Here is a 24,593-nt window from a genome sequence, read left to right as displayed (position 1 = left end):
AGAACGAAATGTTGAATGTGCGCAATTTCAGGATAGGCAGCCGGCTGATCGCCACCACGCTTGGCGCACTGGCGCTGATGATCGCTTTCGTCGTGATTGCGCTGGTCAGTCTTGGCCTGATCGGTGACAAGGTGCAGACCATCGCCGTCGATAACAATCAGGGCATGGAACTGGCCCATGAAATGCAGGGCTATCTCGGCAACATCGGCCTGCACGCACGCAATGCCCTGCTCTATGAAGAAATCAGCCGGCAGCGCGAGGAACAGCAGGGCGTCGACCTGGCGATCCAGCGTTACCAGGCCAATGAACGGCAACTGGCCGACATGGTTCTGACCTCCGAGGCCAGGACGCAACTGGGGGAATTGTCGGCCTTGCGCCAAGCTGCGGAGACTCGTCTCGCACGTTTGTTCGTTCTCGTCGGCGAGGGCAATCGACCCGATATCGAAGCGCATTTCGTTGATGAACTGACGCCCGCCATGCGTGCTTGGCAGGACGCCATCGGCCAGTTGGTGACGCGCCAGAAGGCGGCCAATGCCCTGGCGCTTGAGGAAGTTGCGGAGATCCGCACGACGGTCGAACGCATCCTGTTCGGACTGATCGGATTCGCCGTTCTGGTGATGATTCCCTCAGGTATCTGGGTGACGCGGGCGATCACCAATCCCCTGTCGTCGGCGGTGGCGGTGGCCGAGTCGGTGGCCGGGGGCAATTTCGACAACCGGATCGACGCCGAAGGGCGGGACGAGCCGGCGCATCTGCTGCAGACGCTGGCCCGCATGCAGTCCGACCTCAAGGCGCGTACCGCTAGTGAGCGTCAGGTGGCCGCCGAAACCTTGCGTATCAAGGTGGCGCTCGATGTCGGCTCCAATTGCGTCATGCTGGCCGACCCCGATGGCCGGGTCATCTACTGCAACGATGCCCTGCTGGACATGATGCAGCGCGCCGAAGCCGATATCCGTCAGCAATTGCCGGGCTTTCAGGCCGCCGCGCTGAATGGTGGGACCTTCCGTATCGAGGCCCTGAATCCGGCGTTCCAGTCGGACCGCCTGGCTGCCTTGAGCGAGCCGCAGCGCAGCCAGATCAAGCTGGCCTCGCGCACTTTTGCCCTGGTGGCCACGCCGGTCGTCGGCGAAGCCAGCAGCCGCCTGGGTACCGTCGTCGAGTGGCTCGATCGCACCGGCGAAGTGGCCATCGAGCAGGAAATCAGCAACATCATCGACGCTGCCGTTGCCGGTGATTTCTCGCATCGCATCTTGCCCGCCGACAAGCAGGGTTTCTTCCTCAAGCTGAGCACTGGCATCAATAGCTTGCTTGACGCCAACAGCCGGGCACTGGAAGAGATTGGCCGGATGCTGTCACGCCTGGCCGCCGGCGATCTGACCGAGAAGATCGACACGCCTTATCAGGGGCTGCTGGCCAAGGTCAGAGACGATGCCAATGGCACAGTCGACAACCTGCGCGAGATCGTTCTCTCGATCAAGCAGTCCACCGATTCGATCAATACCGCGGCCAAGGAAATTGCCCAGGGCAATCAGGACTTGTCCGGGCGGACCGAGCAGCAGGCGTCCAGCCTTGAGGAAACGGCGTCGAGCATGGAGCAGCTGACCGGCACCGTGCACCAGAATGCGGAAAATGCTCGCCGGGCCAACGAACTGGCCGATACCGCGCAGCGGGTTGCCGAGCAGGGCGGGGCCGTTGTCGGCCAGGTAGTGACGACGATGAGTGCCATTCAGCAATCCAGTCGCCGTATCGCCGACATCATCGGCGTCATCGACGGGATTGCCTTCCAGACCAACATCCTGGCCCTGAATGCGGCCGTTGAAGCGGCCCGGGCCGGCGAGCAAGGGCGAGGGTTTGCCGTGGTTGCCACCGAGGTGCGCAACCTGGCGCAGCGCAGCGCGGCGGCGGCCAAGGAAATCAAGGCCCTGATCGGCGACTCCGTCGATAAGGTAGCGGTTGGCAACCGCTTGGTCGAAACTGCGGGAACGACCATGGCCGAGGTCGTTTCCAGCATCCAGAATGTCGCTCGCCTGATGAGCGACATCTCGGCGGCCAGCCGCGAGCAGAGTTCCGGCATCGAGCAGGTCGGGCGCGCCATCAACCAGATGGACGAAGTCACCCAGCAAAATGCCGCCCTGGTCGAAGAAGCCGCGGCAGCGGCCGAAAGCCTGCAGGAACAGGCGCATCGCCTGGCGCAGGCGGTGGCGGCCTTCAGCCTGTCGCCGACCGGCGAGATACCCGCACCCGTTGCTGCCAGGCGGCCGGCTGCCTTGCCGGATCGCCGGCCGGTGCCAGGCAAGGTCGCGGCGCCGCTGCTGACGGAAAAGAAACCACAAACACTAGCGATGGGGCGTGTTCCCGTCATGTCTGCCCGTGAAGACGGCTGGGCAGAGTTTTAACCTGGAAGGAAAAGGGCAGATTCATGCGTAACAACCAGCCTGTGACCCAGAACGAAATCCCCCTGACGGCGGACAGCCTGATCGTCTCCAAGACCGATCTCAAAGGCCTGATTACCTACGTCAACAAGGATTTTCTCGATATCAGCGGTTTCACCGAGGATGAGCTGATCGGTCAGCCGCACAACATCGTGCGCCATCCGGACATGCCGACCGAAGCCTACGCCGATCTCTGGCGCGATCTCAAGGAAGGCCGGCCGTGGACCGGTCTGGTCAAGAACCGCTGCAAGAACGGCGATTTCTACTGGGTGCTGGCGACCGCCACCCCGATCCGGGAAAACGATCAGATCGTCGGCTACATGTCGGTACGCCGGCAACCGACCCGGCAACAGATCGAAGCCGCCGAGGCCGCCTATCGCCTGTTCCGCGAAAACCGGGCCGGCGGGTTGCGCATCCGTCACGGGGCGGTGGTCAACGGCGGGGCAGGATTGTTCGCCGGCTGGTCTTTACGCCAGAAGCTGTTCGCCGGATTCTCGACCCTGCTGCTGGCCAGCGTCCTCATCGCTGCACTGGGTATCTGGGGTATTGGCAAGGTGCGCGACAATGCCGTAGCGCTGAACGATGATGGCATCAAGCCGACGCAGGCGCTGGCGGTGATCGGTCGCCTGATGGCGGAGAACCGCAGCCAGGTCTTGCTGACGCTGCAGCACGATCCGGAAGGGCGTTACGCCGCGCTGCACGATCACGACCTCAGTTTCCATACCAAGCAGATCGATGCCAATCTGGCCGAGGTCGATCGTCAATGGACCTTGTTCAACCAGAACCCGCATTCGCCAGAGCAGCAGCAACTGGCCAACGAGTTCCAGGTGGCGCGGACGGCCTATGTGCAGGAGGGCTTGTTGCCGGCCAAGCAGGCGCTGCTGGAAGGTCGTTTCGACGATGCGAACATGATTCTGTTGAAGAAGATCAATCCGACCTACACCGCCGCCGCGGCCAAGGCCGAAGCCCTGTTCCGGGCGCAGGCCGAGGAGGCGCAGCAACTGGTCAGCGAAGGTGAGGCACTCTATCGCTCGCAATTGACCTGGGCGGCTGCCATCGTGTTGCTGGCGTTGGCAATCGGTCTGTGGATCGCGATGGCCATCACCCGCTCGATCACCGGGCCGATCCAGGAAATCATCGCGACCTTCCGTTCGCTGGCCAATGGCGACTTCACCCGCAATGTCGACGTCTCGCGCAACGACGAGATGGGCAAGATCCTGCAGGGTCTTCAGTCGATGCAGATCCAGCAGGGCTTCAACGTGGCCGAGACCAAGCGCATTGCCAACGACAACTTGCGCATCCGTATCGCCCTGGACTGCGTGAATTCCAATCTGCGCATTGCCGACGATGACGGTCTTGTGCTGTATGCCAACAAGGGGCTGCAATCGACGCTGCGCAAGATCGAACCGGCATTGCGCGAGCAGATTCCGGGGTTTGCCGTCGATCGTTTCGTCGGCAGCAATATCGGTGGTTTCTACGCCGACCCGCAGGCTGCACTGAAAACCTTGCGCGAATTGCGCGACACCCGCCTGACCGAGATGGAAATCGGCGGTCGCATCTTCAACGTGGTCACCAATCCGATCATCAACGAGCGCGGCGAGCGTCTCGGCACGGTCGGTGAATGGCAGGACCGGACGGCCGAGATCACCGCCCAGCGCCTGGTTGCCGACCTGATCAAGAAAGCCTCCAACGGCGACCTCGATGCCCGGCTCGATGCTGAATCGCTGGAAGGTTTCTACCGCGAACTCGGCAAGGGGATCAACAGCCTGCTGGAAACCACTGCTTCGGCGATCGGCGAGATTGCCGACCTGTTGTCGCGGATCGCTGCCGGCGATCTGGTGCACACGGTGGAAACCGATTACCAGGGAACTTTCGGCCGCCTGAAGACCGACGCCAACCAGACGGTGCTGCGTCTGCGCGAGCTGGTGGGCGGCATCCAGTCGTCGGCTGAAATGATCAATGTGGCAGCCAAGGAAATCGCCTCCGGCAACCAGGACCTGTCGTCGCGTACCGAGGAGCAGGCCAGCAGCCTGGAGGAAACCGCGTCGAGCATGGAAGAGCTGACGGCGACGGTCAAGCAGAACGCCGAAAATGCCCGCCAAGCCAACGAACTGGCCGGTAGTGCGCAGCGCGTGGCCGAGCAGGGGGGCGATGTGGTCGGCCAGGTGGTTGAAACCATGGGCTCCATCCATCAGGCCAGCGCCAAGATCGCCGACATCATCAGCGTGATCGACGGCATTGCCTTCCAGACCAACATCCTGGCGCTCAATGCGGCAGTTGAAGCGGCCCGGGCTGGCGAGCAGGGCCGCGGCTTTGCCGTGGTGGCCACCGAAGTACGCAACCTGGCTCAGCGCAGTGCGGCTGCGGCCAAGGAAATCAAGGGCCTGATCTCGGACTCGGTCGGTCGCGTCGAGGTGGGCAGCAAGCTGGTCAACCAGGCCGGTACGACGATGACCGAAATCATGAGCAGCATCAAGCGCGTGGCCCGGATCGTCACCGATATTGCCGAAGCCAGCCGCGAGCAGAGCGCCGGCATCGAGCAGGTCAGCCTGGCGGTCAGCCAGATGGACGAAGTGACGCAGCAGAATGCCGCTTTGGTCGAGGAAGCTGCCGCCGCAGCCGAAAGCCTGGAAGAGCAGGCCGAGTCCATGGCTCGGGCCGTCGCGGTTTTCAAACTGGCCGAATCGCGGAAGCCCGGCCTGCCGCCGCCGTCCGCGCCGGCCATCGAGCGTCGGCCTGCGTCGTCGCAGCCGCGCGAGAAGATGCGCAGCCTGCCGGCCAGTCTCGACGATGAGTGGGAGGAGTTCTGATATGGCCCTTGATCCGAAACGGCCCCTCGCCACCCCGGCCAGCCTGCGTACCGAGTTGGGCAAGACCTTGCCGGTCCGGGAGTCGGCAAGCCGCGAATTCTCCTTCTCCGATACCGACTTCGAACGGGTGCGCAAGTTGATCTATCAGCACGCCGGGATTTCGCTGTCGCCGGTGAAGAAGGACATGGTCTACTCGCGTCTGGCGCGTCGTTTGCGCGCCCTGAACAAGGCGACCTTCGGTGAATATCTCGACGCCCTGGAGCGTAACGGCGGTGATGAGTGGGAGCGCTTCGTCAATTCCCTGACCACCAATCTCACCTCGTTCTTCCGCGAGCCGCACCATTTCCCCATTCTTGCCGAGCATCTGCGCAAGTTGGGCAACCGGCGGCCGGTCCGCATCTGGTGTTCGGCGGCGTCGACCGGCGAAGAGCCCTACTCGATCGCCATGACGGTTGCCGAAACTTTCGGTACGGAAGTGTCGCATGTCAGCATTGTCGCTTCCGACCTCGATACCAACGTGCTGGCGACGGCCCAGAAGGGCGTGTATGGCATGGATCGTCTGGAAAAGATGTCACCGGAGCGACTGCGCCGCTTTTTCCTGCGCGGCACCGGTGCCCAGGAGGGCTTCGCTGCCGTGCGGCCGGAGTTGAAGCGATTGATCGAGTTTCGCCGAGTCAACCTGCTCGACGCCAGCTATAGCGTCAAGGGGCCGCTGGATGTCATTTTCTGTCGCAACGTGATGATTTATTTCGACAAGCCGACGCAATACAAGATCCTGTCCCGTTTTGCCCCGATGATGCAACCGGATGGCCTGATGTTCGCCGGGCATTCGGAAAGCTTCCTGCATGCCGCCGACCTGTTCCGTTCCCTGGGCAAGACGGTGTACGCCCTGGCCGGATCGCGCTGAAAAGGAAACGCGTGCAGCACGCCTACGACGAAAATCTGGCAACCAACCGCTATTTTGACCGGCATTTTGAAACTGATGCCGCCAAGATACTGCCGGGGGAGTATTTCGTTTCCGATCAAGGAATGCTCTTGGTCACCGTCCTCGGCTCCTGTGTTGCCGCCTGTGTCCGCGATGTCGATGCCGGTATCGGCGGCATGAACCATTTCATGCTGCCCGACGATGGCGGGCGACGTGAAACAGTTGCCACTTCGGCGCGCTATGGCTCCTACGCGATGGAAGTACTGATCAACCACCTGCTCAAGATGGGGGCCCGCCGCAGCCGTCTGGAGGCCAAGGTGTTCGGTGGTGGTGCGGTGATGGCCAGCCTGGCCAGCAGCAATGTCGGCGTGCGTAACGCCGAATTTGTGCTCGATTACCTGAAAACGGAAAAGATTCCGATCGTGGCCAAGGATCTGCTCGATTCCTACCCGCGCAAAGTCTATTTCTTCTCACAGACTGGCCGGGTGCTGGTCAAGAAGTTGCACCGCGTTCATAACGAAACCCTGTTCAGTCGCGAACGTGATTACAAGGCCAGGCTGTCCGGTGATCCGATGGCTGGCGATGTGGAGTTGTTCATTTGATGGCGACCAAGACCCGTGTCCTGATTGTTGATGATTCCGCCCTGATGCGCGGATTGCTGACAACGATGATCAATGCTGCGCCCGATCTCGAAGTCGTCGGTGCTGCCCAGGACGCCCAGACAGCGCGGGATCTGATCAAGACCCTGAACCCGGACGTGCTGACACTGGATGTGCACATGCCGGGCATGGACGGGATTGAGTTCCTCGAACGCCTGATGCGGCTGCGGCCGATGCCGGTGGTCATGGTTTCCTCCTACACCGGTGCAACCTCGGAAACCACGCTCAAGGCACTTGAACTGGGGGCGGTGGACTTCATTGGCAAACCGCGTGCCGATAGCGCGCATTCAATGGGAAACTATGCTGAAGAACTGGTCGAGAAGATTCGCGCGGCAAGGCACGCGCGTGTGCGCGGGCGTCACCTCGTCGCCTCCACTGCTGCGGCGAAAGGAGGGCGTTCAATGTCCGTAGCAGCCGCATCTCCCGCGCCGTCGACTGGCTCAGGGGGCGGCAAGATCATCTTTCTTGGAGCGTCGACCGGCGGTACCGAGGCGATCAAGGAGTTTCTGACAGGTATTCCTGCGAATTGCCCGCCGATCATGATCGTCCAGCACATGCCCGAGACGTTCACCGCCTCCTTTGCCAAGCGGCTAGACGGGCTGTGCGCACCCACGGTGGTCGAGGCCCGGGGCAACGAGCGCCTGGAGTCGGGGACGGTTTATATAGCGCCGGGGCACTCGCACATGATGATCCGCCGCGGCAGCAATGGTTTCCAAACGGAATTGTCGGCCGCCGACCCGGTGAATCGGCATCGTCCATCGGTGGATGTCCTGTTCGACTCGGCGGCCCAGCTGGTTGGTCGGCAAGCTGTCGGCGTCATCCTGACCGGGATGGGCAAGGATGGTGCCCAGGGTTTGTTACGCATGCGCCAGGCCGGCGCCCGCACCTTCGGTCAGGATGAAGCCAGTTGCGTGGTTTATGGCATGCCGAGAGAGGCCTTTCTGATCGGTGCCGTCGAGGAGCAATGCGCGCTCGACGACATGGCGCGCAGGGTGATGGCGGTGGTACGGTAATATTTCCGGGCAGGGCTTGCTGGAATCAACGAAAGTATTAAACTAGATCACGATTTGGTATTTTTTTAGGAATGACAATGCAGACTAGTGTCAAGCAGGAAGCAGGAATTGCCACGATCGCGCTGGTTGGTCGTTTTGATTTCAATACGCATCGAGACTTCCGCGCCGCTTACGAGCCGCTGATTGCTGATGTTGCCTGCCAGGCGGTGACCGTGGATTTTTCGGGTGTGGATTATCTGGACAGCTCTGCACTCGGCATGGTGTTGATGCTGCGCGACAAAATGGGTGGCTGTGGCAAGGATGTCGTTCTCAGTGGCGTGCAGGGGAACGTGCGTCAGGTTCTGGAAATCGCCAATTTCAGCAAGCTGTTCCGCATCGTCTGAGCGGTTGCTGAGATTTTGTCAGCGCTTGTGGCGCATGAGCCGGTGACGCCACTGGCTTAAGTGCCCGTGGCGTGGTAGTTTTGCCCGATATGAGCGCTGTTTGGCGCATCAGGCGAGGGGATGGGAATGTCGGAATTACTTAAAAATATTGATGCACGGACCAAGCTGGCTGGAACGAACAAGCTTGAGATCCTGCTTTTCTTCCTCGGCGTCGATCAACGGACCGGTCGGCGCGAAACCTATGGCATCAACGTGTTCAAGGTGCGCGAGGTGATGCGCACGCCGATGATCACGGCAGCTCCGGACATGCCGGCGTCAGTCGAAGGGATGGTCAGCCTGCGTGGCGCGCTGGTGCCGGTGATCGATCTGGCGAAGTATTCCGGCATCTCCGCCGAAACGCCGCGCGAAATCATGATTGTTACCGAATACAACGGCCATACCCAGGGCTTCTTGGTCGAGGGCGTGGACACCATTCTGCGCCTTGACTGGAGCAAGATGCGGGTGCCGCCGGAGATGCTGACCGCCCAGACCGGCGGTCTGGTGACCGCGGTTACCGAACTGGAAGACAATCGTCTGGTCATGATGATGGACGTGGAAAAAGTCCTGGCCGAGACCACCAGCATCGATAACGAGATCATGTTCCGCAGCGTGGTCAATGTGGATCGCCCCGATGTCACCGTGTTTTACTGTGATGACTCCAGCGTGGCACGCAAGCAGATTGAACGTACCCTTGAAGCAATGGGTGTCAAAGGAGTGGCTGCAGTCAATGGGCGACAGATGTGGGACGAGATGGAAAAAGTTGCGTCGTACGCCAAGTCCGTCGGCAAACCGGTTTCCTCGATCATCAATCTGCTGCTGACCGATATCGAGATGCCCGAGATGGATGGCTACATCCTGACCAAGAAGCTCAAGTCCGATCCGCGCTTCGCCAATATTCCGGTGATCATGCATTCATCGTTGTCTGGAATGTCCAACCAGAAGCTCGGTCAATCGGTCGGCGTTGACGAGTACGTACCCAAGTTCGAGCCGCAGCGTTTGTCGGAAACGCTGGCCCGTCGGCTGGGTTTCGATGAAATGACTCAGGGCTGAGGCAGGAGGCAAAGATGAATCTGGTCGAAAGCAAGAATCTGCTCGATAGCGTTGATGCACGTACCCGCCTGGCCGGGTCGAACAAGATGGAGATTTTGCTGTTCTCGCTGGGGACGCGCGAGATCTTCGGCATCAACGTGTTCAAGGTGCGCGAAGTGGGTCGCACGCCCCACATTACCAAGACGCCCAACATGCCGCGTGGCGTCGAGGGGCTGATTTCCCTGCGCGGTAACGTCATTCCGGTGCTGTCGCTGGCACCGTTCATGCAGCTTGAGGGGGTGCCGCCGGGGTTGGGCAAGACCATGATGGTGGCCGAGTACTCGAAGCGGACTCTGGGCTTCCTGGTGCATGAAGTCGATCGCATCATCCGTGTCGATTGGGAGCGGGTGAAAGCCCCGGAGAGCGTACTGACGGCCAATCATGGCCTGATTACCGCCGTGATCGAACTGGAGGGCGGTGGTCTGGTCTCCATTCTCGACGTCGAGCAGATTCTTGCCAACGCCTTCGGTGAAGCGATGATCATCGACATCATGCCGGCGCGCGTCGATCCGGACACCAGCGTTTTCTTCGTTGATGATTCCATTGTCGCCCGGCGCAAGATTTCGGAAGTGCTCGACAAGCTCGGGGTGCGCCACAAGCATGCCACCAACGGTATGGAGGCGTGGACCCGTCTGCAGGCCATCGCGGCCCATGCGCATCAGGTCGGGACGAATATCCGCGACGAAATCCGCTTGATCCTCGTCGACGCGGAAATGCCCGAGATGGATGGCTACGTGCTGACCAAGAACATCAAGTCCGATCCGCGCTTCGAAGGCGTGCCGGTGGTCATGCATTCGTCCCTCTCGTCGGAGGCCAACCGGGCCATGGGCAAGTCCGTCGGCGTTGATGCCTACGTTGCCAAGTTTGATGCCGAGGCGCTGGCCGATACCCTGCGCCCGTTGATTGAGCGTTAACAAGAATGACTATTGGAGTGTTGCATGGCTGCTGATCCCAAAACGAGGTTTCTGGTCGTGGACGATTTTTCGACCATGCGTCGTATCGTCCGCAACTTGCTGAAGGAGCTGGGTTTCACCAATGTCGACGAGGCTGAGGATGGAGCTATTGCTTTGCAGAAACTGCAGGGAGGCGGCTTCGAGTTTGTCGTCACCGACTGGAACATGCCGAACATGGACGGTCTGACCTTGCTGCAGACCATCCGGGCGACGCCGACGCTAAAACATCTGCCGGTGCTGATGATTACCGCCGAAGCGAAGAAGGAAAACATCATCGCGGCAGCCCAAGCCGGTGCCAGCGGTTACATTGTCAAGCCTTTCACGGCGGGAACCTTGTCTGAAAAGCTGAACAAGATTTTCGAAAAATACGGTCAGGCCTGAGGGGAGTTGTATGTCTGCAAGTAACGATTCCGCCGATCTCGAAGCCCTGTTCGATTCGATCGCAACCGACTATCAGCCAGTCGCACCGCAACCCGCACCTGTGCCGGCTGCTACGGGAGACAACGACGAACTGCAGGCGCTGTTTGACAGCGTCGCTTCCGAAAATGTCGCTCCACCACCCGCTGCTGCCGGGGAGGGCCAGGCTGATCATCCGGACAACTGGCCGCAACAGGAGGCCGTGTTCAACCGCATAGGCCAGATGGCGCGAATTCTGCACGACACCTTGGGGCAACTGGGTTACGACAAGCTGATCGAGAAAACAGTCTCCGCCTTGCCTGATGCCAAGGACAGGCTGGCTTATGTCGCCAACCTGACCGAACAGGCGGCCTGTCGCGTGCTCAACGCCACCGATATTGCCGGTCCGCTGGTTGATGGCATGGAAAGTCGTTCGCGCGATCTGGGGGCTGCCTGGGACAAGGTCTTCGCCAATCAGATGAGTCCGGAAGAGTTCAGGGCACTGGCTGTGGAAACCCGGCAGTTCCTGAAGCAGGACTTGCCTGGGCAAACGAAGGCAACCCATGCGCAATTGACGGAAATCATGATGGCTCAGGATTTCCAGGATCTGACCGGGCAGGTGATCAAGAAGATCGTCATGCTCGCCCAGGAACTGGAGAACGGTTTGATGGGCTTGTTGATCGAAGTCTTGCCGGAAGCCAAGAAAACCGAAGAAGTGACCAACCTGATGAATGGGCCGGTTGTTAATGCTGAAGGTCGTACCGACGTCGTGGTCAATCAGGAGCAGGTCGATGACCTGCTCGAAAGCCTCGGCTTCTGAGGAGGGTGAAAAATGAGTGATTTCTCGGGAATGGAGGATCTGCTGCAGGATTTCCTGCAGGAGGCCCACGACCTCTTGTCCGATGTGGACAACAAACTGGTTGATCTGGAAAAAACCCCGGATGACAAGGGGCTGCTCAACGACATTTTCCGTGGTTTCCACACGGTCAAGGGCGGGGCCGGGTTCCTCAATGCAACCGAACTGGTAACTTTGTGCCACTTGACCGAGAACCTGTTCGACCGCCTGCGCAACGCTGAGCTCGAACTGACTGCCGAATTGATGGACGTCATCATGGATGCCACCAAGGGCGTGCGTGAGATGTTTGGCGAACTGGGTCAGGGGGTTCAGCCCCAGCCGGCCGATGCACGCGTTATCGCTGCTTTGCAGGGGGCGCTGAACGGTGAATTGCCGACTGCCAGTGTGGCGCCGCCCGCTGTGGAGCCACCGGCGGTACAGATGTCGCCATCAAGCAGCCTGCCTGAAGGTGAGCCGGATTGGGCCAGGTTGCAAGAGGCGATCACTGGTGAGCCGGTAAAGGCAGCTCAGGGTGAATTGATTACCCGGGCCGAAGCCGAGCCGGCCAAGCCGTCGGCTGCTGCTGCACCGGTTGTTGCCGCTGGCAAGGATGCGGCACCGTCGCCGTTCGGGCGTCGTGCCAGCGACCGGCCGGCGTCCACTGCCAGCAATTCGCGTCGTGCCGAAGAGCGTGGGCGTGAGAACACGATTCGTGTCGACACCTCGCGTCTGGACCAGGTGCTCAATCTGTCCGGCGAAATCGGCTTGACCAAGAACCGCTTGACCAGCCTGCGCGCCGACATTCTCGCCGGCAAGAGCGATTCGGAAACGCTGCATGCGCTCGACCAGGCGGTCAGCCAGCTCGATCTGCTGGTTTCCGATCTGCAGAATTCGGTGATGAAGACCCGGATGCAGCCCATCGGTCGGTTGTTCCAGAAATATCCGCGTATTGCCCGCGACCTGGCTCGTCAATTGGGCAAGGATGTCGAACTGGTGCTGGCCGGGGAAGAAACAGAAGTTGACAAGACGATGATCGAGGATCTGGCCGATCCACTGATCCACCTGATCCGCAATGCTGTCGATCATGGCGTCGAAATGCCGGACGAGCGCGCGGCGGCCGGCAAACCGGCAAAGAGCCTGGTGCGTCTGGAGGCGCGTCAGGAAGGCGATCACATCGTCCTGATCATTGCCGATGACGGCAAGGGCATGAGTGCCGAGCGTATCCGCGCCAAGGCCGTGGACAAGGGGCTGATCTCCGAAGAGGAGGCCAATACGCTCGACGAGCGGCAGAGCCTGAACCTGATTTTCCTGCCCGGGTTCTCGACCAAGACGCAGATTTCCGACGTTTCCGGTCGCGGCGTTGGCATGGATGTGGTCAAGACCAACATCCAGAAGCTCAACGGCTCGGTCGAAATCCGTTCCGAACCCGGCAAGGGCTCGGTGTTCCTGATTTCCCTGCCGCTGACCCTGGCCATCCTGCCGGTCCTGCTGGTATTGCTTGGCGATCAGCCTTTTGCCCTGCCGCTGTCCCTGGTTCGGGAGATCCTGCCGATCGACCAGCAGCGCGTTCAGGAGGTTGGTGGCAAGGAGACGCTGGTGGTTCGCGGCGAGGTGCTGCCGGTCATTTCCCTGGCCAAGCTGCTTGGCTGGCCGGCGGATCGTTCGCCCGAATACGGGGTGTTCATGCAGACCGCCGAGCGAAGTTTCATCCTTGGGGTGGATAGTTTCGCCGGTCGCGACGATGCGGTCATCAAGTCGCTGGAAGACTTCCGTCCGAAGGGGGTGGCGGGCGTCACCACGCTGTCGAACGGTCAGATCGTGCTGATTCTGGACATGAAGGAGTTGCTGGCTGATTTTAGTCAGCATGGCGATGCTGGCATGGCTATCCGTAACTTCGAGTTTTCCTGACGCACGAAATCCTTACCGGTCAACGAGTTAACGAGGGGGCTTTGCCCCCTCTTTCTTTTTGGAGTTTACCTGTCTGTCATTGACTTAAGCGGTCTACCTCGAAACGGAATAAAAAAAGCACGCTACCTATTTAATTTTCTTGGTTTTTTTCTATAATAGGCTCAACCTGTTTAGATAATGGCCATGGCTGAAGAGAGCGATCTGGAGAAAACCGAAGAGCCTACCGGTAGGCGAATCGAGCAAGCCCGGGAAAAGGGGCAGATTCCCCAGTCCCGGGAGCTTGGTACGTTTACCGTGCTCATCGTCGCTGCCATGACCTTGTGGATGATGAGTGGGTGGTTCATGGACCGCACGCTGGCCCTGACTCGCGATGCCTTCATGCCCGATCTGAAGCACATGCAAGAGCCGGCCATGATGGTGTCGCGTCTGGCCGAGATGTTCGCCGACGCATTTATCGTCTTCGCCCCGTTGTTCGCCGTGTTGATCGTTGCCGCTTTGCTGCCGCCGTTTTTCCTGAATGCCTGGGTGTTCGCGCCGAAGGCGCTGGTTCCCGATCTCAAGCGCATGAATCCCCTGAGCGGTCTTGGTCGGATGTTCTCCTGGAACAGTCTGATGGAACTGACCAAGGCCATCCTCAAGGCGTCGCTGGTCGGTGTGGTGGCCTTTCTGTTGATCTCGCAGCAGCTTGAAGAAATCTTCGGCCTGCTGGCCGAGCCGCTGGAAACGGGTCTGGCGCACGCCGGCCGGATGATCCTCTTTGCTTTCCTGATGCTGGTGCTGACGCTGCTGATCGTCGTTGCGGCCGATGTGCCCTTCCAACTGTGGCACTACTACCACAAGCTGAAGATGACCAAGGATGAGGTCAAGCAGGAAATGAAGGAAATGATGGGTGATCCGCACGTCAAGGGACGGATTCGCAGTCTGCAGATGCAGGCGGCACGTCGCCGGATGATGCAGGCGGTGCCCCGGGCCGACGTGATCGTCACCAATCCGACACACTTCGCGGTGGCGCTGGCCTACAAGGCCGGGATGGCGGCGCCGAAGGTGGTCGCCAAAGGCACCGGTGCGGTAGCGCTGAAAATCCGGGAGGTGGCGGCGGAACATGCGGTGCCGACATTGGAAGCGCCGCCGTTGGCGCGGGCGCTGTTCAAGCACGCTGACCTCGACAAGGAAATTCCGGCCACCCTGTACAACGCGGTGGCCGAAGTGCTTGCGTATATCTATCAACTGGCGCAGTGGCGGCAGGCGGGCGGGGCGTATCCGGTCCCGCCGAGAGATCTGCCGGTGCCGCCCGAACTTGTTCCGGAGGCAGCGTAAATGGCCGCCGGTTCGTTGAGTCTGCAAAATCTGTTCGGTCGTCTGAACGTCATTCAGATTGCGTCGCCGGTCCTGATCCTCATGATTCTATCCATGATGGTCCTGCCGCTGCCGCCGTTCGTGCTGGACCTGTTCTTCACCTTCAACATCGCAATTGCCATCCTGATCCTGATGGTTGCGGTGAATACCCAGAAAACGCTGGATTTTTCGGTGTTCCCGACGGTGCTGCTGGTGACGACGCTGATGCGCCTGTCGCTGAACGTGGCCTCGACCCGAGTGGTCCTGCTTGAGGGACACAATGGTCCGGATGCCGCGGGCAAGGTAATCGAAGCGTTCGGCCATTTCCTGGTTGGCGGTAATTTCGCGGTCGGCATCATCGTCTTCATGATCCTCGTGGTGATCAACTTCATGGTCATCACCAAGGGTGCCGGGCGGGTCGCGGAAGTTTCCGCACGGTTCACGCTGGATGCCATGCCGGGCAAGCAGATGGCCATCGACGCCGACCTCAATGCCGGCCTGATCGGTGAGGACGAGGCTCGTCAGCGTCGTTCGGATATTGCCCGTGAGTCCGAGTTCTACGGCTCGATGGACGGTGCCTCGAAATTCGTTCGAGGTGATGCGATCGCCGGCATCATCATCATGCTGCTCAACATTGTTGGCGGTCTGGTCGTTGGCATGGGGCAGCACGATCTGGCGCTCGGTGACGCGGCCCGCATCTATACCCTGCTGGCCATCGGTGACGGCCTGGTTGCACAGATTCCTGGGTTGGTCATTTCGATTGCCGCCGGTCTGGTGGTCACCCGCGTTTCCGACGACCGCGACATGGGGCAGCAATTTGTGACCCAGGTGTTCAGCAGCACCAAGGTGCTGGCGATCACGGCGGGTATCGTCGGCCTGATTGGTCTGATCCCGGGGATGCCCAACCTCGTCTTCTTGCTGATTGCCGGCTCCCTGGCCTGGTTCACGTGGAAACTCAGTAACAAGCAGCGGCGTATCGTCGAAACGCCGGTCAAGGTGGCGCCGCCGCCGATTCCGGAAGCCGTCGACGCGAGCTGGAACGACGTGGCGCCGCTCGACGTGCTCGGCCTGGAAGTTGGCTATCGTCTGATCCCCCTGGTGGACAAGACGCAGGACGGCGAACTGCTGCGCCGTATTCGCGGTATCCGCAAGAAATTTGCTCAGGAAGTCGGTTTCCTGGTGTCGCCGGTACACATCCGCGACAACCTGGAACTGAAGCCGAACGCCTATCGCATCCAGTTGAAGGGTGTCGAAGTCGGCGCTGGCGAGGCTTTTGCCGGCCAGTTCCTGGCCATCAATCCGGGTCGTGTTGCCGGAACACTGAACGGCACGGTGACCACCGATCCGGCCTTCGGTCTGCCGGCCGTGTGGATCGACATCACCCAGCGCGACCAGGCCCAGGCCTACGGCTACACCGTGGTCGATGCTTCGACCGTGGTCGCCACCCATCTGAATCACCTGATTCTGACCCATGCCGGCGAGTTGCTTGGCCGCCAGGAAGTGCAGCAACTGCTCGACCACCTGGCCAAGGAAATGCCCAAGCTGGTCGAGGATCTGGTGCCCAAGATCCTGCCGCTGGGTATCCTGCAGAAGATACTCCAGAACCTGCTCGAAGAAGGGGTGCATATCCGCGACATGCGCACCATCATCGAAACGGTCGCCGATCATGCAACGCGCACCCAGAACGCCGACGAACTTGTTACGCAGGTGCGCATCGCGCTGGGCCGCGCAATCGTCCAGCAGATGTTCCCGGGAACCGGCGAAATGCAGGTGATGTCGCTCGATCCGACGCTGGAGCGCCTGTTGTCCCAGGCCGTCGCCGGCGGCTCGGAAAATACCAGCTTCGAGCCGGGCCTGGCCGATACCCTGGTCCGTGAAACCGCCGCCGCCAGCCAGCGCCAGGAGGGCCTCGGTCTGCCCGCCGTGCTGCTGGTGCCAGCCAGCCTGCGCTTGCTGCTATCCAGATTCCTGCGCCGCACCGTGCCGCAATTGAAGGTGCTGTCGCACAACGAAGTTCCAGAAAATCGAATCATCAAGGTGACCTCGATCATCGGAGGTAGAACATGAACGTCAGAAAATTCATCGCCGCCAACGCCAGGGATGCCTTGCGCAAAGTCAAGGAAACCCTGGGCAATGATGCGATCATCCTGTCCAACCGCGGCGTCCCCGGTGGCGTCGAGATCATGGCGGTTGCCGCCCGGGACATGGCGATGATCGTGCCGACTCCGGCCGGTGACATGGCACCGCCGCCACCGGTCGAACGGGCGCCGCAAGTGCCGGTCGATGAAGACTATCGTGTCCTGCTCAGTTCAGCGCGGGCGAGGATCAGTGGCGCTTCACCGGCCAGCATGGTGCCGCCGCGCCAGCCGGCGGCCGCCCCGCAGCCGGCGCCGCGCGCCGCCGCGCCGGTGCAGAAGGCGCCGATGCAGGTCAATGCCGGCATTCCCCGGACCGGCGCCTTGCGTAATGCCGATCTGCCGCGCCCTGCTGCCACTCCGCAGGCCACCGCCGCCAAGCCGGCCGCTGCGCAGACCCAGGCCAGCGCAGCCCGCCGAGCCGAAGCCGAGGTGGTGCCGCAGGCCGTGATGGATGAAATCCGTTCGCTGCGCAAGATTGTCGAACAACATCTGGCAGGATTTGCCTGGGGCGAGACCGCACGTTCGGAGCCGGTGAAGACCGAAGTGCTGCGGCAGATGCTCGACGCGGGCTTCTCGCCGCAACTGTCGCGTGATCTGATCGGTGACCTGCCGCCGGAAATGGATGCGGTGCAGGCCATGGCCTGGGTCAAGGGGGCCGCCGACCGCTCGTTGATGACGGTCGGCAGCGAGAACGACATCGTCGATCGCGGCGGTGTTTATGCCCTGGTCGGTCCGACCGGCGTCGGCAAGACGACCACGACCGCCAAGCTGGCTGCGCGCTGTGTCCTGCGCCACGGCCCGAGCAAGGTGGCGCTGGTGACCACCGACGGCTACCGGATTGGCGCCCATGAACAGTTGCGCATCTACGGACGCATTCTCGGCGTCGCGGTCTATCTGGTGAAGGATGCGCTGGAACTGCGTCAGACCCTGGCCGAACTGCAGCACAAGCACATGGTGCTGGTCGATACGATGGGGATGAGCCAGAAGGACAAGCTGGTTCCCGAAATGACCGACATGCTCGCCGGTTGCGACGTGCAGCGACTGTTGCTGCTTTCGTCCACCTCGCGGGGTGACACGCTCGACGACGTGGTTCGTGCTTACGCCGGCGACAGCCTCTCCGGCTGCATCCTGACCAAGATCGACGAGGCAGCCAGCCTGGCGACGCCGCTCGACGTGATCATGCGGCACGGCCTGCCGCTGTATTACGTGTCCAACGGCCAGCGCGTCCCGGAAGACCTGCACCTGCCCAATCGTGGTTACCTGCTGCATCGTGCCTTCAAGGATGTGCCGGAAAATTCGCCGCACAAATACAGCGGCGTCGAACCGGGCCTGATGATGGCCAATGCCGGCATGCAGGCCATGGGAGGCCGTCGTGGCTGATTTCCGCGTCGATCAGGCAGCCGGTTTGCGCCGTATGCTCGGCGGCAGCGGTCTGCAGGTGATCACTTTTGTTGCCGGTTGCGAAGGCGTCGGCCGCAGCGTGACCGTGGCCAACCTGGGCGTGGCGCTGGCACGCCTGGGCAAGGAAGTCTTGCTGATCGACGAGCATGCCCCCGGCGACGATATCGCCGCTTCCTTCGGCATGCAGTCAACCTACGACCTGCTCAATGTCGTCCAGCGCGAGTTGCCGCTGACCCAGGTCCTGTTGCGGCCGATGAACGGCCTGTCCATCCTGCCGGCCGCCAAGGCGGCGCGCAAGCTGGGACGGCTCTCCCTGCATCAGCAGCAGACGCTGGTCGATGCGATGTCGGGCCTGGAGCGCGCCATCGACGTCATTCTGGTCGACGCCAGCATGGCTCATCCGTCGGGCTTCTCGCCGTTCGGTCTGGTCTCCCAGGAAACCGTGGTGGTGCTGTCGGGTAGCAGTGCATCGATCACCGAAGCCTACGCCTTGATCAAGAAGGTCAGCCAGGCGTTTTCGCGTCGTCATTTCCGCATCCTGGTCAACAAGGTGCGCAGCCAGGCCGACGCCCGTTCGATTTACGAGAACATTGCCCAGGTGGCGACGCAGCGCGGTGTCGCAGTGCTCGATTACGCCGGCGCCGTGCCGCTCGACGAGTCGCTGAAGCTGGCCAGCCAGTTGTGCCGGCCGGTGTTGTTCCAGGCGCCTGATTCGCCGTCGGCAACCGCCTTCCGCGACCTGGCCGCCGATATCCAGTACTGGCAACAGGCGCAGGGCGAGCAGGGCGGGGTCCAACATTTCCTTCAGCAACTGTTACACTTGAGCCAACGCATAACACCGAACGTCCTTAGAGCCTGATGTACACCGCAGCGGGGCAGCCAGACCGGAATGAGTTGGTTCAGCGCTTCGTGCCGCTGGTGAAGCGTGTCGCCTATCATCTGCTGGCCCGTTTGCCGGCCAACGTGCAGTTCGAAGACCTGGTGCAGAACGGCATGCTCGGCTTGCTCGATGCCATTGATCGTTTCCAGGAGGGCTTTGGCGCCCAGTTCGAAACTTATGCCACGCAGCGGGTGCGCGGGGCCATGCTCGACGGCCTGCGTGCCAACGACTGGTTGCCGCGCAACATGCGCAAGGAACTCCGGCGTATCGAACAGACCATCAATCAGCTCGAACATGCTCACGGTCGGGCGCCGTCCGAACAGGAACTGGCGGATGCGCTTGGGATGCCGCTGGCCGAATACCAGAAGGTGCTCCAGGATGCGCGCGGCCACCAACTCGTTTATTACGAGGATTTTGCCGGTGACGACGATGCGGACTTTCTCGACCGGCACTTCACCGACGACGACAGCAACCCGGCCAGCATCCTGGAAGACAAGGATCTGCGCGAAAACCTGGTGAAGGCCATTGGGCGTTTGCCGGAGCGCGAGAAGCTGATGATGGCCCTGTATTACGAACAGGATCTCAACCTGCGGGAAATCGGTGAAGTCATGGGCGTGACCGAGTCCCGGGTCTGCCAGTTGCACAGTCAGGCCATCGCGCGTTTGCGCGGGCAGCTGGTCGGCGAGGTCAAGACCGTCGCCAGCAAGCAGCGCAAGGGGAAGGCGCTTGGATAAACTGAGCTTTGCTGGATTGATGCTGGGTCTGGTCGCGATCATCGGCGGCCAGATACTCGAGGGCGGGCATGTCAGCTCGCTGGTCCAGCCGACGGCCTTGCTGATCGTGCTCGGCGGGACGATGGGGGCGGTGTTGCTGCAATGCCCTTTCCACGTTTTCAAACGCGGCATGCAGATGGCCAAGTGGGTATGGGTGCCGCCGGTCATCGAGCAGAAACGGACCATAGACCAGATCCTGCAATGGAGTCAGTTGTCGCGGCGCGAGGGTTTGCTGGTTCTGGAAAACTACCTGCCGGGGATCAAGGACGATTTCACGCGCAAGGGCTTGCAGTTGCTGGTCGACGGTGCCGAGCCCGAGCGTATCCGCGAATTGCTGGAAGTCGACGTCGATACCTATGAAGACGAATGGCGTCAGTCGGCCAAAGTGTGGGAGTCGGCCGGCGGCTATTCGCCGACCATCGGCATCCTGGGGGCGGTGATGGGACTGATCCACGTCATGGAGAACCTCTCCGATCCGACCAAGCTCGGGCCTGGCATCGCGGTGGCTTTCGTCGCCACGATCTACGGCGTTGGCCTGGCCAACCTGATCTACCTGCCGATCGCCGGCAAGCTGAAGTACTACATCTCCAGGATGGTAGCCGCGCGCGAGATGATGATCGACGGTCTGGTCGGAATTGCCGTCGGCGACAATCCGCGCATCATTGAAAGCCGCCTGAAGGGCTATCTGCGCTGATGGGCCGTCGTCGTCGCCGCGAGGAAGAGCATGAGAACCACGAACGCTGGCTCGTTTCCTACGCCGATTTCATCACCCTGCTGTTCGCCTTTTTTGTCGTCATGTACGCAATTTCCTCGGTGAACGAAGGGAAGTACAAGGTCCTGTCCAATTCCCTGGTCAACGCCTTCAAGAACACGACAGGCGAAGTGGGCGGTCAGCCCATGACTATCATTCAGGGGGCGCCGATCATGCCGCCCAAGCCGGTCACCAAGCCGGATCGGCAGGCGCCGAGCAAAGCCGATGAAGTCAGAGGCGTGCAACGGGAACAGATGCGTAACGTTGCCGGGGATATCCTGCAGGCTTTGCAGCCGCTGGTTGCCCAGGGCAAGGTTCGGGTGCTCGAAACCAGTCGCGGCGTGACCATAGAAATCAACGACAGCATTCTCTTCGCCCTGGGGCAGGCCAGCTTGCAGACCGAGTCGATCAGTGCGCTGAGGGCAGTCGCGGCGGTGCTGGCCGATTCGGATTTTCCGATCACGATCGAAGGGCATACTGACAACGTGCCGATTGCCACCCCGCAGTTTCCATCAAACTGGGAGCTGTCCGCCATGCGGGCGACTACCGTGCTGCGTCTGTTCAACGATTCGGGGGTGGGTGCAGAGCGCCTGACGGCAATTGGTTATGGCGAAACGCGTCCGGTGGAGACCAATACCAGCGTCGAAGGTAGGGCGCGGAATCGTCGGGTCAGTATCCTGATCGACTCGAATCGGCCGGAGGAACCGACCGAACTGATCAGCAAGCCGCTATCTCAATAGCGCAGCAAGCCTGGATCAGGCTGAATCGACGATGCGGCTGCCCGAACCGGTGGCTGCCTGGCCATCGCTACCATAGAGAGACGCTTCGCTCTGGCGCTGGGTCAGGATGTCGAGGGCCTCACTGGTTTTGGCCAGGTGCATGGCGATCAACTCACCATTCATGACGTGAAGTTCCCGTGCTTCGCGGGCGAGGGCAATTAGTTGTTCCCAGGATTGCCGGGCGGCAGATTCTGCCGGGCGCAGGCGGAACCATTCCGCCGTGTCCTGCCGGCTGGACTGCGCCGGTGTCAGGCCAAGCAGGCTGAGCCTGGACTGCTCGGCAGCATTCAGCTTTTCAACCAAATCCAGTTTTGTTGCACCGACTTCGGTCAAGGCATCGGCTTGACCGGCAGTCAGCAAGGATTGCTCTTCGCGCAGAACCTCGATAAAGCGACGCAGTAGCGCCGTTTCATCGAGCAATGCGCGGTGTAGCTGGGACATCAGGCCTTGCGTTGGCTGTTGACCAGATCGCGCGCCGTCTCGATCAGTCCGTCGGCAATCGCTTCCGGGTTGATCTGGAACCGACCTTGGGCGATCGCATCCTTGATTTCCTGAATCTTGCCAGCGTTTACCGGCGGCTTTTCGCCGCTCATGAGCGGTGCTGCCGTCTGGCTGAGACTGACGGCTTCGCTTGCCCGGGCGGAATTTTCCGGCGCCTTCGGCGGCGTATTTGCGGTGCGCAGCGGGGGCGTCTTGAAGGTCGAAGTGTCGATTTTCATGATGGGACTCGAAATGCCATGATTGTTGTACGTTATTACGGACGCTGCAGGCAGAACTTTAGCTCAATTCGTCAAAAGAATGGAGCCATCTTCCTGGGCAATGCCGCTGATTGTCCTGCCGGATGGCATCTTGACTCTGGCGAGCTCTCCGGCGGCGGCATGATTCAGCGCCTTGCCTTCGGCTCTTACAGCAAAACCCGTGCCTTGCGAGATGACCCGAACCGTCTGTCCCTGGCGGATGACTCGAGGGGCCAACAGTTGATCGTTACGCAGTGCCTGGCCGGCGCCGATCGAGTTGCGTAATGTCTTGCCGATGGCCTGTTCCGTCTTGACCACCGTTCCGGTGGGCAGGGCGCCCAGGTCACCGGTGGCTGTGGCCAGATCGTCGGCCTGGAGCGTTTTGCCGGCCAGCAGTGCGCGGCGGGTGGTCACGTAGGTGGAGATTACGCCGATGCGGACAGGAACCAGAATGTTCCAGTTGGCGCCAGCCAGACAGCGAATTCCGATATGGGTCCGGCCGATGTTGCGGGTGTTCGGTGGCGAATAGGTTTCGCGTTGCGCGCAGGCTTGCAGGCGACTGTCATCGATGGGCCCGGCTTCGATGCGTATCTCGCCCGCATGTCCGGCGGCGAGTTGGCGGGCGTGCTGTTCGACGGCAGCAAGAATGGCGTCGCCCTCGTTGGCGGCGGCAGATGTGACGACGAGAAGAAGTGCGAGGGTGCGCAAAAGCATTGTTGAATTGTGCCCCAGCTTGTCCTTGGCTGAAAGTCTGGTTTCTGGCACGTAGATTGCTTTTATGGATGCAAATGCAACATCAGGAGAGTCTGTATGGCAAATATCCAAAGTCATGTCGAGGTGTATAGCAAGGCACTGAATCTGCGCGCGCAGCGCCATCAGTTGCTGGCCTCGAATATTGCCAACGCCGATACGCCGAATTACAAGGCGCGTGACTTCGATTTCAGTGCCGCCATGCAGAACGCTCTGGCCGGCCGCGCAGCTTCTGGCGCGATGCCTTTGGCCAGGACCGCCGGTGGTCACCTTTCGGGTGAGGGCATGACCGGTAGCGCTCACCTGCAATATCGCAAGGAAACCCAATCGGCAGTCGATGGCAATACGGTGGATATGGATGTCGAGCGCGCGCAGATCGCCGACAACGCCATCCAGTATCAGATTCTCACCCAGTTGATCGGCGACAAGTTCAAGGGCTTGCGTTCGGCGATGGCCGGTACGCAGGGCTAAGGAGGATTTCATGAGCCTGTTCAATGTTTTCAAGGTGTCGTCCAGCGCAATGACTGCGCAGTCGATGCGTCTGAACACCGTCGCGTCCAATCTGGCCAACGCCGACAGCATCGTTTCCGCCGACGGACAGCCCTACCGGGCCAAACAGGTGGTCTTCGAAGCCACGCCCATGGGCGGCGCGGGCGAGATGTCCAAGGGCGTCCGCGTGCGTCAGGTCGTCGAAAGTGCAGCACCGGCGCGGATGGTGTACGACCCGAAGAATCCGGCAGCTGATGAAAAGGGCTACGTCGCTTTTTCGAATGTCAATGTGGTCGAGGAAATGACCAACATGATTTCTGCGTCTCGTGCCTACCAGACCAACGTGGAAGTCATGAATACCGCCAAGAGCCTGATGCTGCGTACCTTGCAGATCGGCCAGCAGGCCTGATGAAAATTCTGGAGGAATAGACCATGTCTACCGTTAGCAATACAACGACGAAAAGTCCGGCCGAAATCTTTGATTCAATTGCCGGCAAGGCGAAAGCCAAGGAAACCACAGCGGTACAGGATCTGGAAAGTCGCTTCCTGACCCTGTTGATGACGCAGATCAAGAACCAGGACCCGCTGAATCCGCTCGACAACGCCCAGGTGACCAGCCAACTGGCCCAGTTGAACATGGTTAACGGAATCGAGAAGCTGAACCTGACGATGAACCAGTTGCTCGGTGGTTATGCCGAGGCACAGGCAATGCAGGCGGCAGGAATGATCGGCAAAAATGTCATGATTGCCGGCAATGCCTTGCCGCTTTCCGGTAGCAAGGCATTTGCCGGTATCGCCTTGACGGGTAATGCGGACTCGGTCGTGGTGACGATCAAGGACGCGAGCGGCAAGGTTGTGCAGACCAACGAACTCGGTGAGCAACAGGCGGGTGTGTTTTATTTCGCCTGGGACGGCAAGAACGAGAACGGCGATGTCCTGCCGGACGGAAAATACACCTTCTCGATCAAGGCGCTTGCCGATGGCAAGGAGATCGAAGCGACGACCGGGCAGATTGGCATGGTTTCTGCTGTAACTCGTACGAACAACGGTTTTCTCCTTGATCTGGGCGACATGGGCAATGTGGCCTTCAAGGACATCCAGCAGATACTTTGACGAGG

The 24,593-nt window shown here is 60.7% G+C and carries 24 protein-coding genes; 21 read left to right on the top strand and 3 right to left on the bottom strand.

The window, feature by feature from the left end; translation table 11 throughout:
- Window positions 1-8 precede the first annotated feature (8 nt).
- The 18 genes from AADV58_RS14915 (at window position 9) to motD (ending at window position 21,460) form a co-directional block, all read left to right on the top strand.
- Window positions 9-2,396, top strand: coding sequence for a methyl-accepting chemotaxis protein (locus tag AADV58_RS14915; RefSeq protein WP_341743570.1), 2,388 nt, complete (start codon window positions 9-11; stop codon window positions 2,394-2,396).
- Window positions 2,397-2,419: 23 nt separating this feature from the next.
- The gene (locus tag AADV58_RS14910) at window positions 2,420-5,242 is read left to right on the top strand and encodes a methyl-accepting chemotaxis protein (RefSeq protein WP_341743569.1); all 2,823 of its coding nucleotides are present in this window, start codon (window positions 2,420-2,422) and stop codon (window positions 5,240-5,242) included.
- 1 nt (window position 5,243) lies between these two features.
- Entirely contained in the window at window positions 5,244-6,149 is a 906-nt protein-coding gene (locus tag AADV58_RS14905; protein ID WP_341743568.1) for a CheR family methyltransferase, read from the top strand.
- Between the two features lie 11 nt (window positions 6,150-6,160).
- Window positions 6,161-6,769, top strand: coding sequence for a chemoreceptor glutamine deamidase CheD (cheD, locus tag AADV58_RS14900; protein WP_028994483.1), 609 nt, complete (start codon window positions 6,161-6,163; stop codon window positions 6,767-6,769).
- Window positions 6,769-7,839, top strand: coding sequence for a chemotaxis response regulator protein-glutamate methylesterase (locus tag AADV58_RS14895; RefSeq protein ID WP_341743567.1), 1,071 nt, complete (start codon window positions 6,769-6,771; stop codon window positions 7,837-7,839). Before cheD ends, AADV58_RS14895 begins: the two co-directional genes overlap by 1 nt.
- Window positions 7,840-7,916: 77 nt before the next feature.
- Window positions 7,917-8,222, top strand: coding sequence for an STAS domain-containing protein (locus AADV58_RS14890; protein WP_341743566.1), 306 nt, complete (start codon window positions 7,917-7,919; stop codon window positions 8,220-8,222).
- Window positions 8,223-8,348: 126 nt separating this feature from the next.
- Complete coding sequence (locus AADV58_RS14885; protein WP_028994486.1) at window positions 8,349-9,311, top strand: chemotaxis protein; 963 nt, start codon at window positions 8,349-8,351, stop codon at window positions 9,309-9,311.
- Between the two features lie 14 nt (window positions 9,312-9,325).
- Window positions 9,326-10,264 (top strand): chemotaxis protein, encoded by a 939-nt coding sequence (locus AADV58_RS14880; protein WP_028994487.1) that lies wholly within the window; start codon window positions 9,326-9,328, stop codon window positions 10,262-10,264.
- Between the two features lie 24 nt (window positions 10,265-10,288).
- The gene (gene cheY / locus AADV58_RS14875) at window positions 10,289-10,684 is read left to right on the top strand and encodes a chemotaxis response regulator CheY (protein ID WP_028994488.1); all 396 of its coding nucleotides are present in this window, start codon (window positions 10,289-10,291) and stop codon (window positions 10,682-10,684) included.
- Between the two features lie 10 nt (window positions 10,685-10,694).
- Window positions 10,695-11,519, top strand: a complete 825-nt coding sequence (cheZ, locus tag AADV58_RS14870; protein ID WP_341743565.1) for a protein phosphatase CheZ — start codon at window positions 10,695-10,697, stop codon at window positions 11,517-11,519.
- Window positions 11,520-11,531: 12 nt separating this feature from the next.
- Window positions 11,532-13,442, top strand: coding sequence for a chemotaxis protein CheA (locus tag AADV58_RS14865; RefSeq protein ID WP_341743564.1), 1,911 nt, complete (start codon window positions 11,532-11,534; stop codon window positions 13,440-13,442).
- A 183-nt stretch (window positions 13,443-13,625) separates the two neighbouring features.
- On the top strand, window positions 13,626-14,759 hold the full coding sequence (flhB, locus tag AADV58_RS14860) for a flagellar biosynthesis protein FlhB (protein WP_341743563.1): 1,134 nt from the start codon (window positions 13,626-13,628) through the stop codon (window positions 14,757-14,759).
- Window positions 14,760-16,844, top strand: coding sequence for a flagellar biosynthesis protein FlhA (flhA, locus tag AADV58_RS14855; RefSeq protein ID WP_341743562.1), 2,085 nt, complete (start codon window positions 14,760-14,762; stop codon window positions 16,842-16,844).
- Entirely contained in the window at window positions 16,841-18,295 is a 1,455-nt protein-coding gene (gene flhF, locus AADV58_RS14850) for a flagellar biosynthesis protein FlhF (RefSeq protein WP_341743561.1), read from the top strand. Before flhA ends, flhF begins: the two co-directional genes overlap by 4 nt.
- Window positions 18,288-19,175: a MinD/ParA family ATP-binding protein gene (locus tag AADV58_RS14845; RefSeq protein ID WP_028994494.1), complete on the top strand. Its 888-nt coding sequence runs from the start codon at window positions 18,288-18,290 to the stop codon at window positions 19,173-19,175. Before flhF ends, AADV58_RS14845 begins: the two co-directional genes overlap by 8 nt.
- Window positions 19,175-19,930, top strand: a complete 756-nt coding sequence (locus AADV58_RS14840; protein WP_028994495.1) for an RNA polymerase sigma factor FliA — start codon at window positions 19,175-19,177, stop codon at window positions 19,928-19,930. Before AADV58_RS14845 ends, AADV58_RS14840 begins: the two co-directional genes overlap by 1 nt.
- On the top strand, window positions 19,923-20,663 hold the full coding sequence (locus tag AADV58_RS14835; RefSeq protein ID WP_341743560.1) for a flagellar motor protein: 741 nt from the start codon (window positions 19,923-19,925) through the stop codon (window positions 20,661-20,663). Before AADV58_RS14840 ends, AADV58_RS14835 begins: the two co-directional genes overlap by 8 nt.
- Window positions 20,663-21,460, top strand: coding sequence for a flagellar motor protein MotD (motD, locus tag AADV58_RS14830; protein WP_043420920.1), 798 nt, complete (start codon window positions 20,663-20,665; stop codon window positions 21,458-21,460). The genes AADV58_RS14835 and motD overlap by 1 nt, the downstream gene beginning before the upstream one ends.
- 15 nt (window positions 21,461-21,475) lie before the next feature.
- Here the strand turns inward: motD and AADV58_RS14825 are convergent, their stop codons facing one another.
- From AADV58_RS14825 to flgA, 3 genes are all read right to left on the bottom strand, one after another.
- Window positions 21,476-21,940: a flagellar protein FlgN gene (locus tag AADV58_RS14825; protein WP_341743559.1), complete on the bottom strand. Its 465-nt coding sequence runs from the start codon at window positions 21,938-21,940 to the stop codon at window positions 21,476-21,478.
- Entirely contained in the window at window positions 21,940-22,218 is a 279-nt protein-coding gene (flgM, locus tag AADV58_RS14820; RefSeq protein ID WP_028994497.1) for a flagellar biosynthesis anti-sigma factor FlgM, read from the bottom strand. The genes AADV58_RS14825 and flgM overlap by 1 nt, the downstream gene beginning before the upstream one ends.
- A gap of 63 nt (window positions 22,219-22,281) precedes the next feature.
- A complete protein-coding gene (flgA, locus tag AADV58_RS14815; RefSeq protein ID WP_341743558.1) occupies window positions 22,282-22,950 on the bottom strand; it encodes a flagellar basal body P-ring formation chaperone FlgA in 669 nt (222 codons plus the stop codon).
- Between the two features lie 96 nt (window positions 22,951-23,046).
- Here flgA and flgB point away from each other — a divergent pair, with 96 nt between their 5' ends.
- Genes flgB through AADV58_RS14800 form a run of 3 tightly spaced genes read left to right on the top strand, consistent with a single transcriptional unit; the run spans window position 23,047 to window position 24,588 of the window.
- Window positions 23,047-23,457 (top strand): flagellar basal body rod protein FlgB, encoded by a 411-nt coding sequence (gene flgB, locus AADV58_RS14810; RefSeq protein ID WP_341743557.1) that lies wholly within the window; start codon window positions 23,047-23,049, stop codon window positions 23,455-23,457.
- A 10-nt stretch (window positions 23,458-23,467) separates the two neighbouring features.
- A complete protein-coding gene (flgC, locus tag AADV58_RS14805; RefSeq protein WP_341743556.1) occupies window positions 23,468-23,884 on the top strand; it encodes a flagellar basal body rod protein FlgC in 417 nt (138 codons plus the stop codon).
- Between the two features lie 23 nt (window positions 23,885-23,907).
- Window positions 23,908-24,588: a flagellar hook assembly protein FlgD gene (locus AADV58_RS14800; protein WP_341743555.1), complete on the top strand. Its 681-nt coding sequence runs from the start codon at window positions 23,908-23,910 to the stop codon at window positions 24,586-24,588.
- Window positions 24,589-24,593 lie beyond the last annotated feature (5 nt).

The organism is Azonexus hydrophilus, assembly GCF_038368255.1.
GTDB classification, from domain to species: Bacteria; Pseudomonadota; Gammaproteobacteria; order Burkholderiales; family Rhodocyclaceae; genus Azonexus; species Azonexus hydrophilus.
The sequence above is the reverse complement of the archived record's forward strand: the minus strand, read 5'-3'. Positions and strand labels throughout refer to the sequence as shown.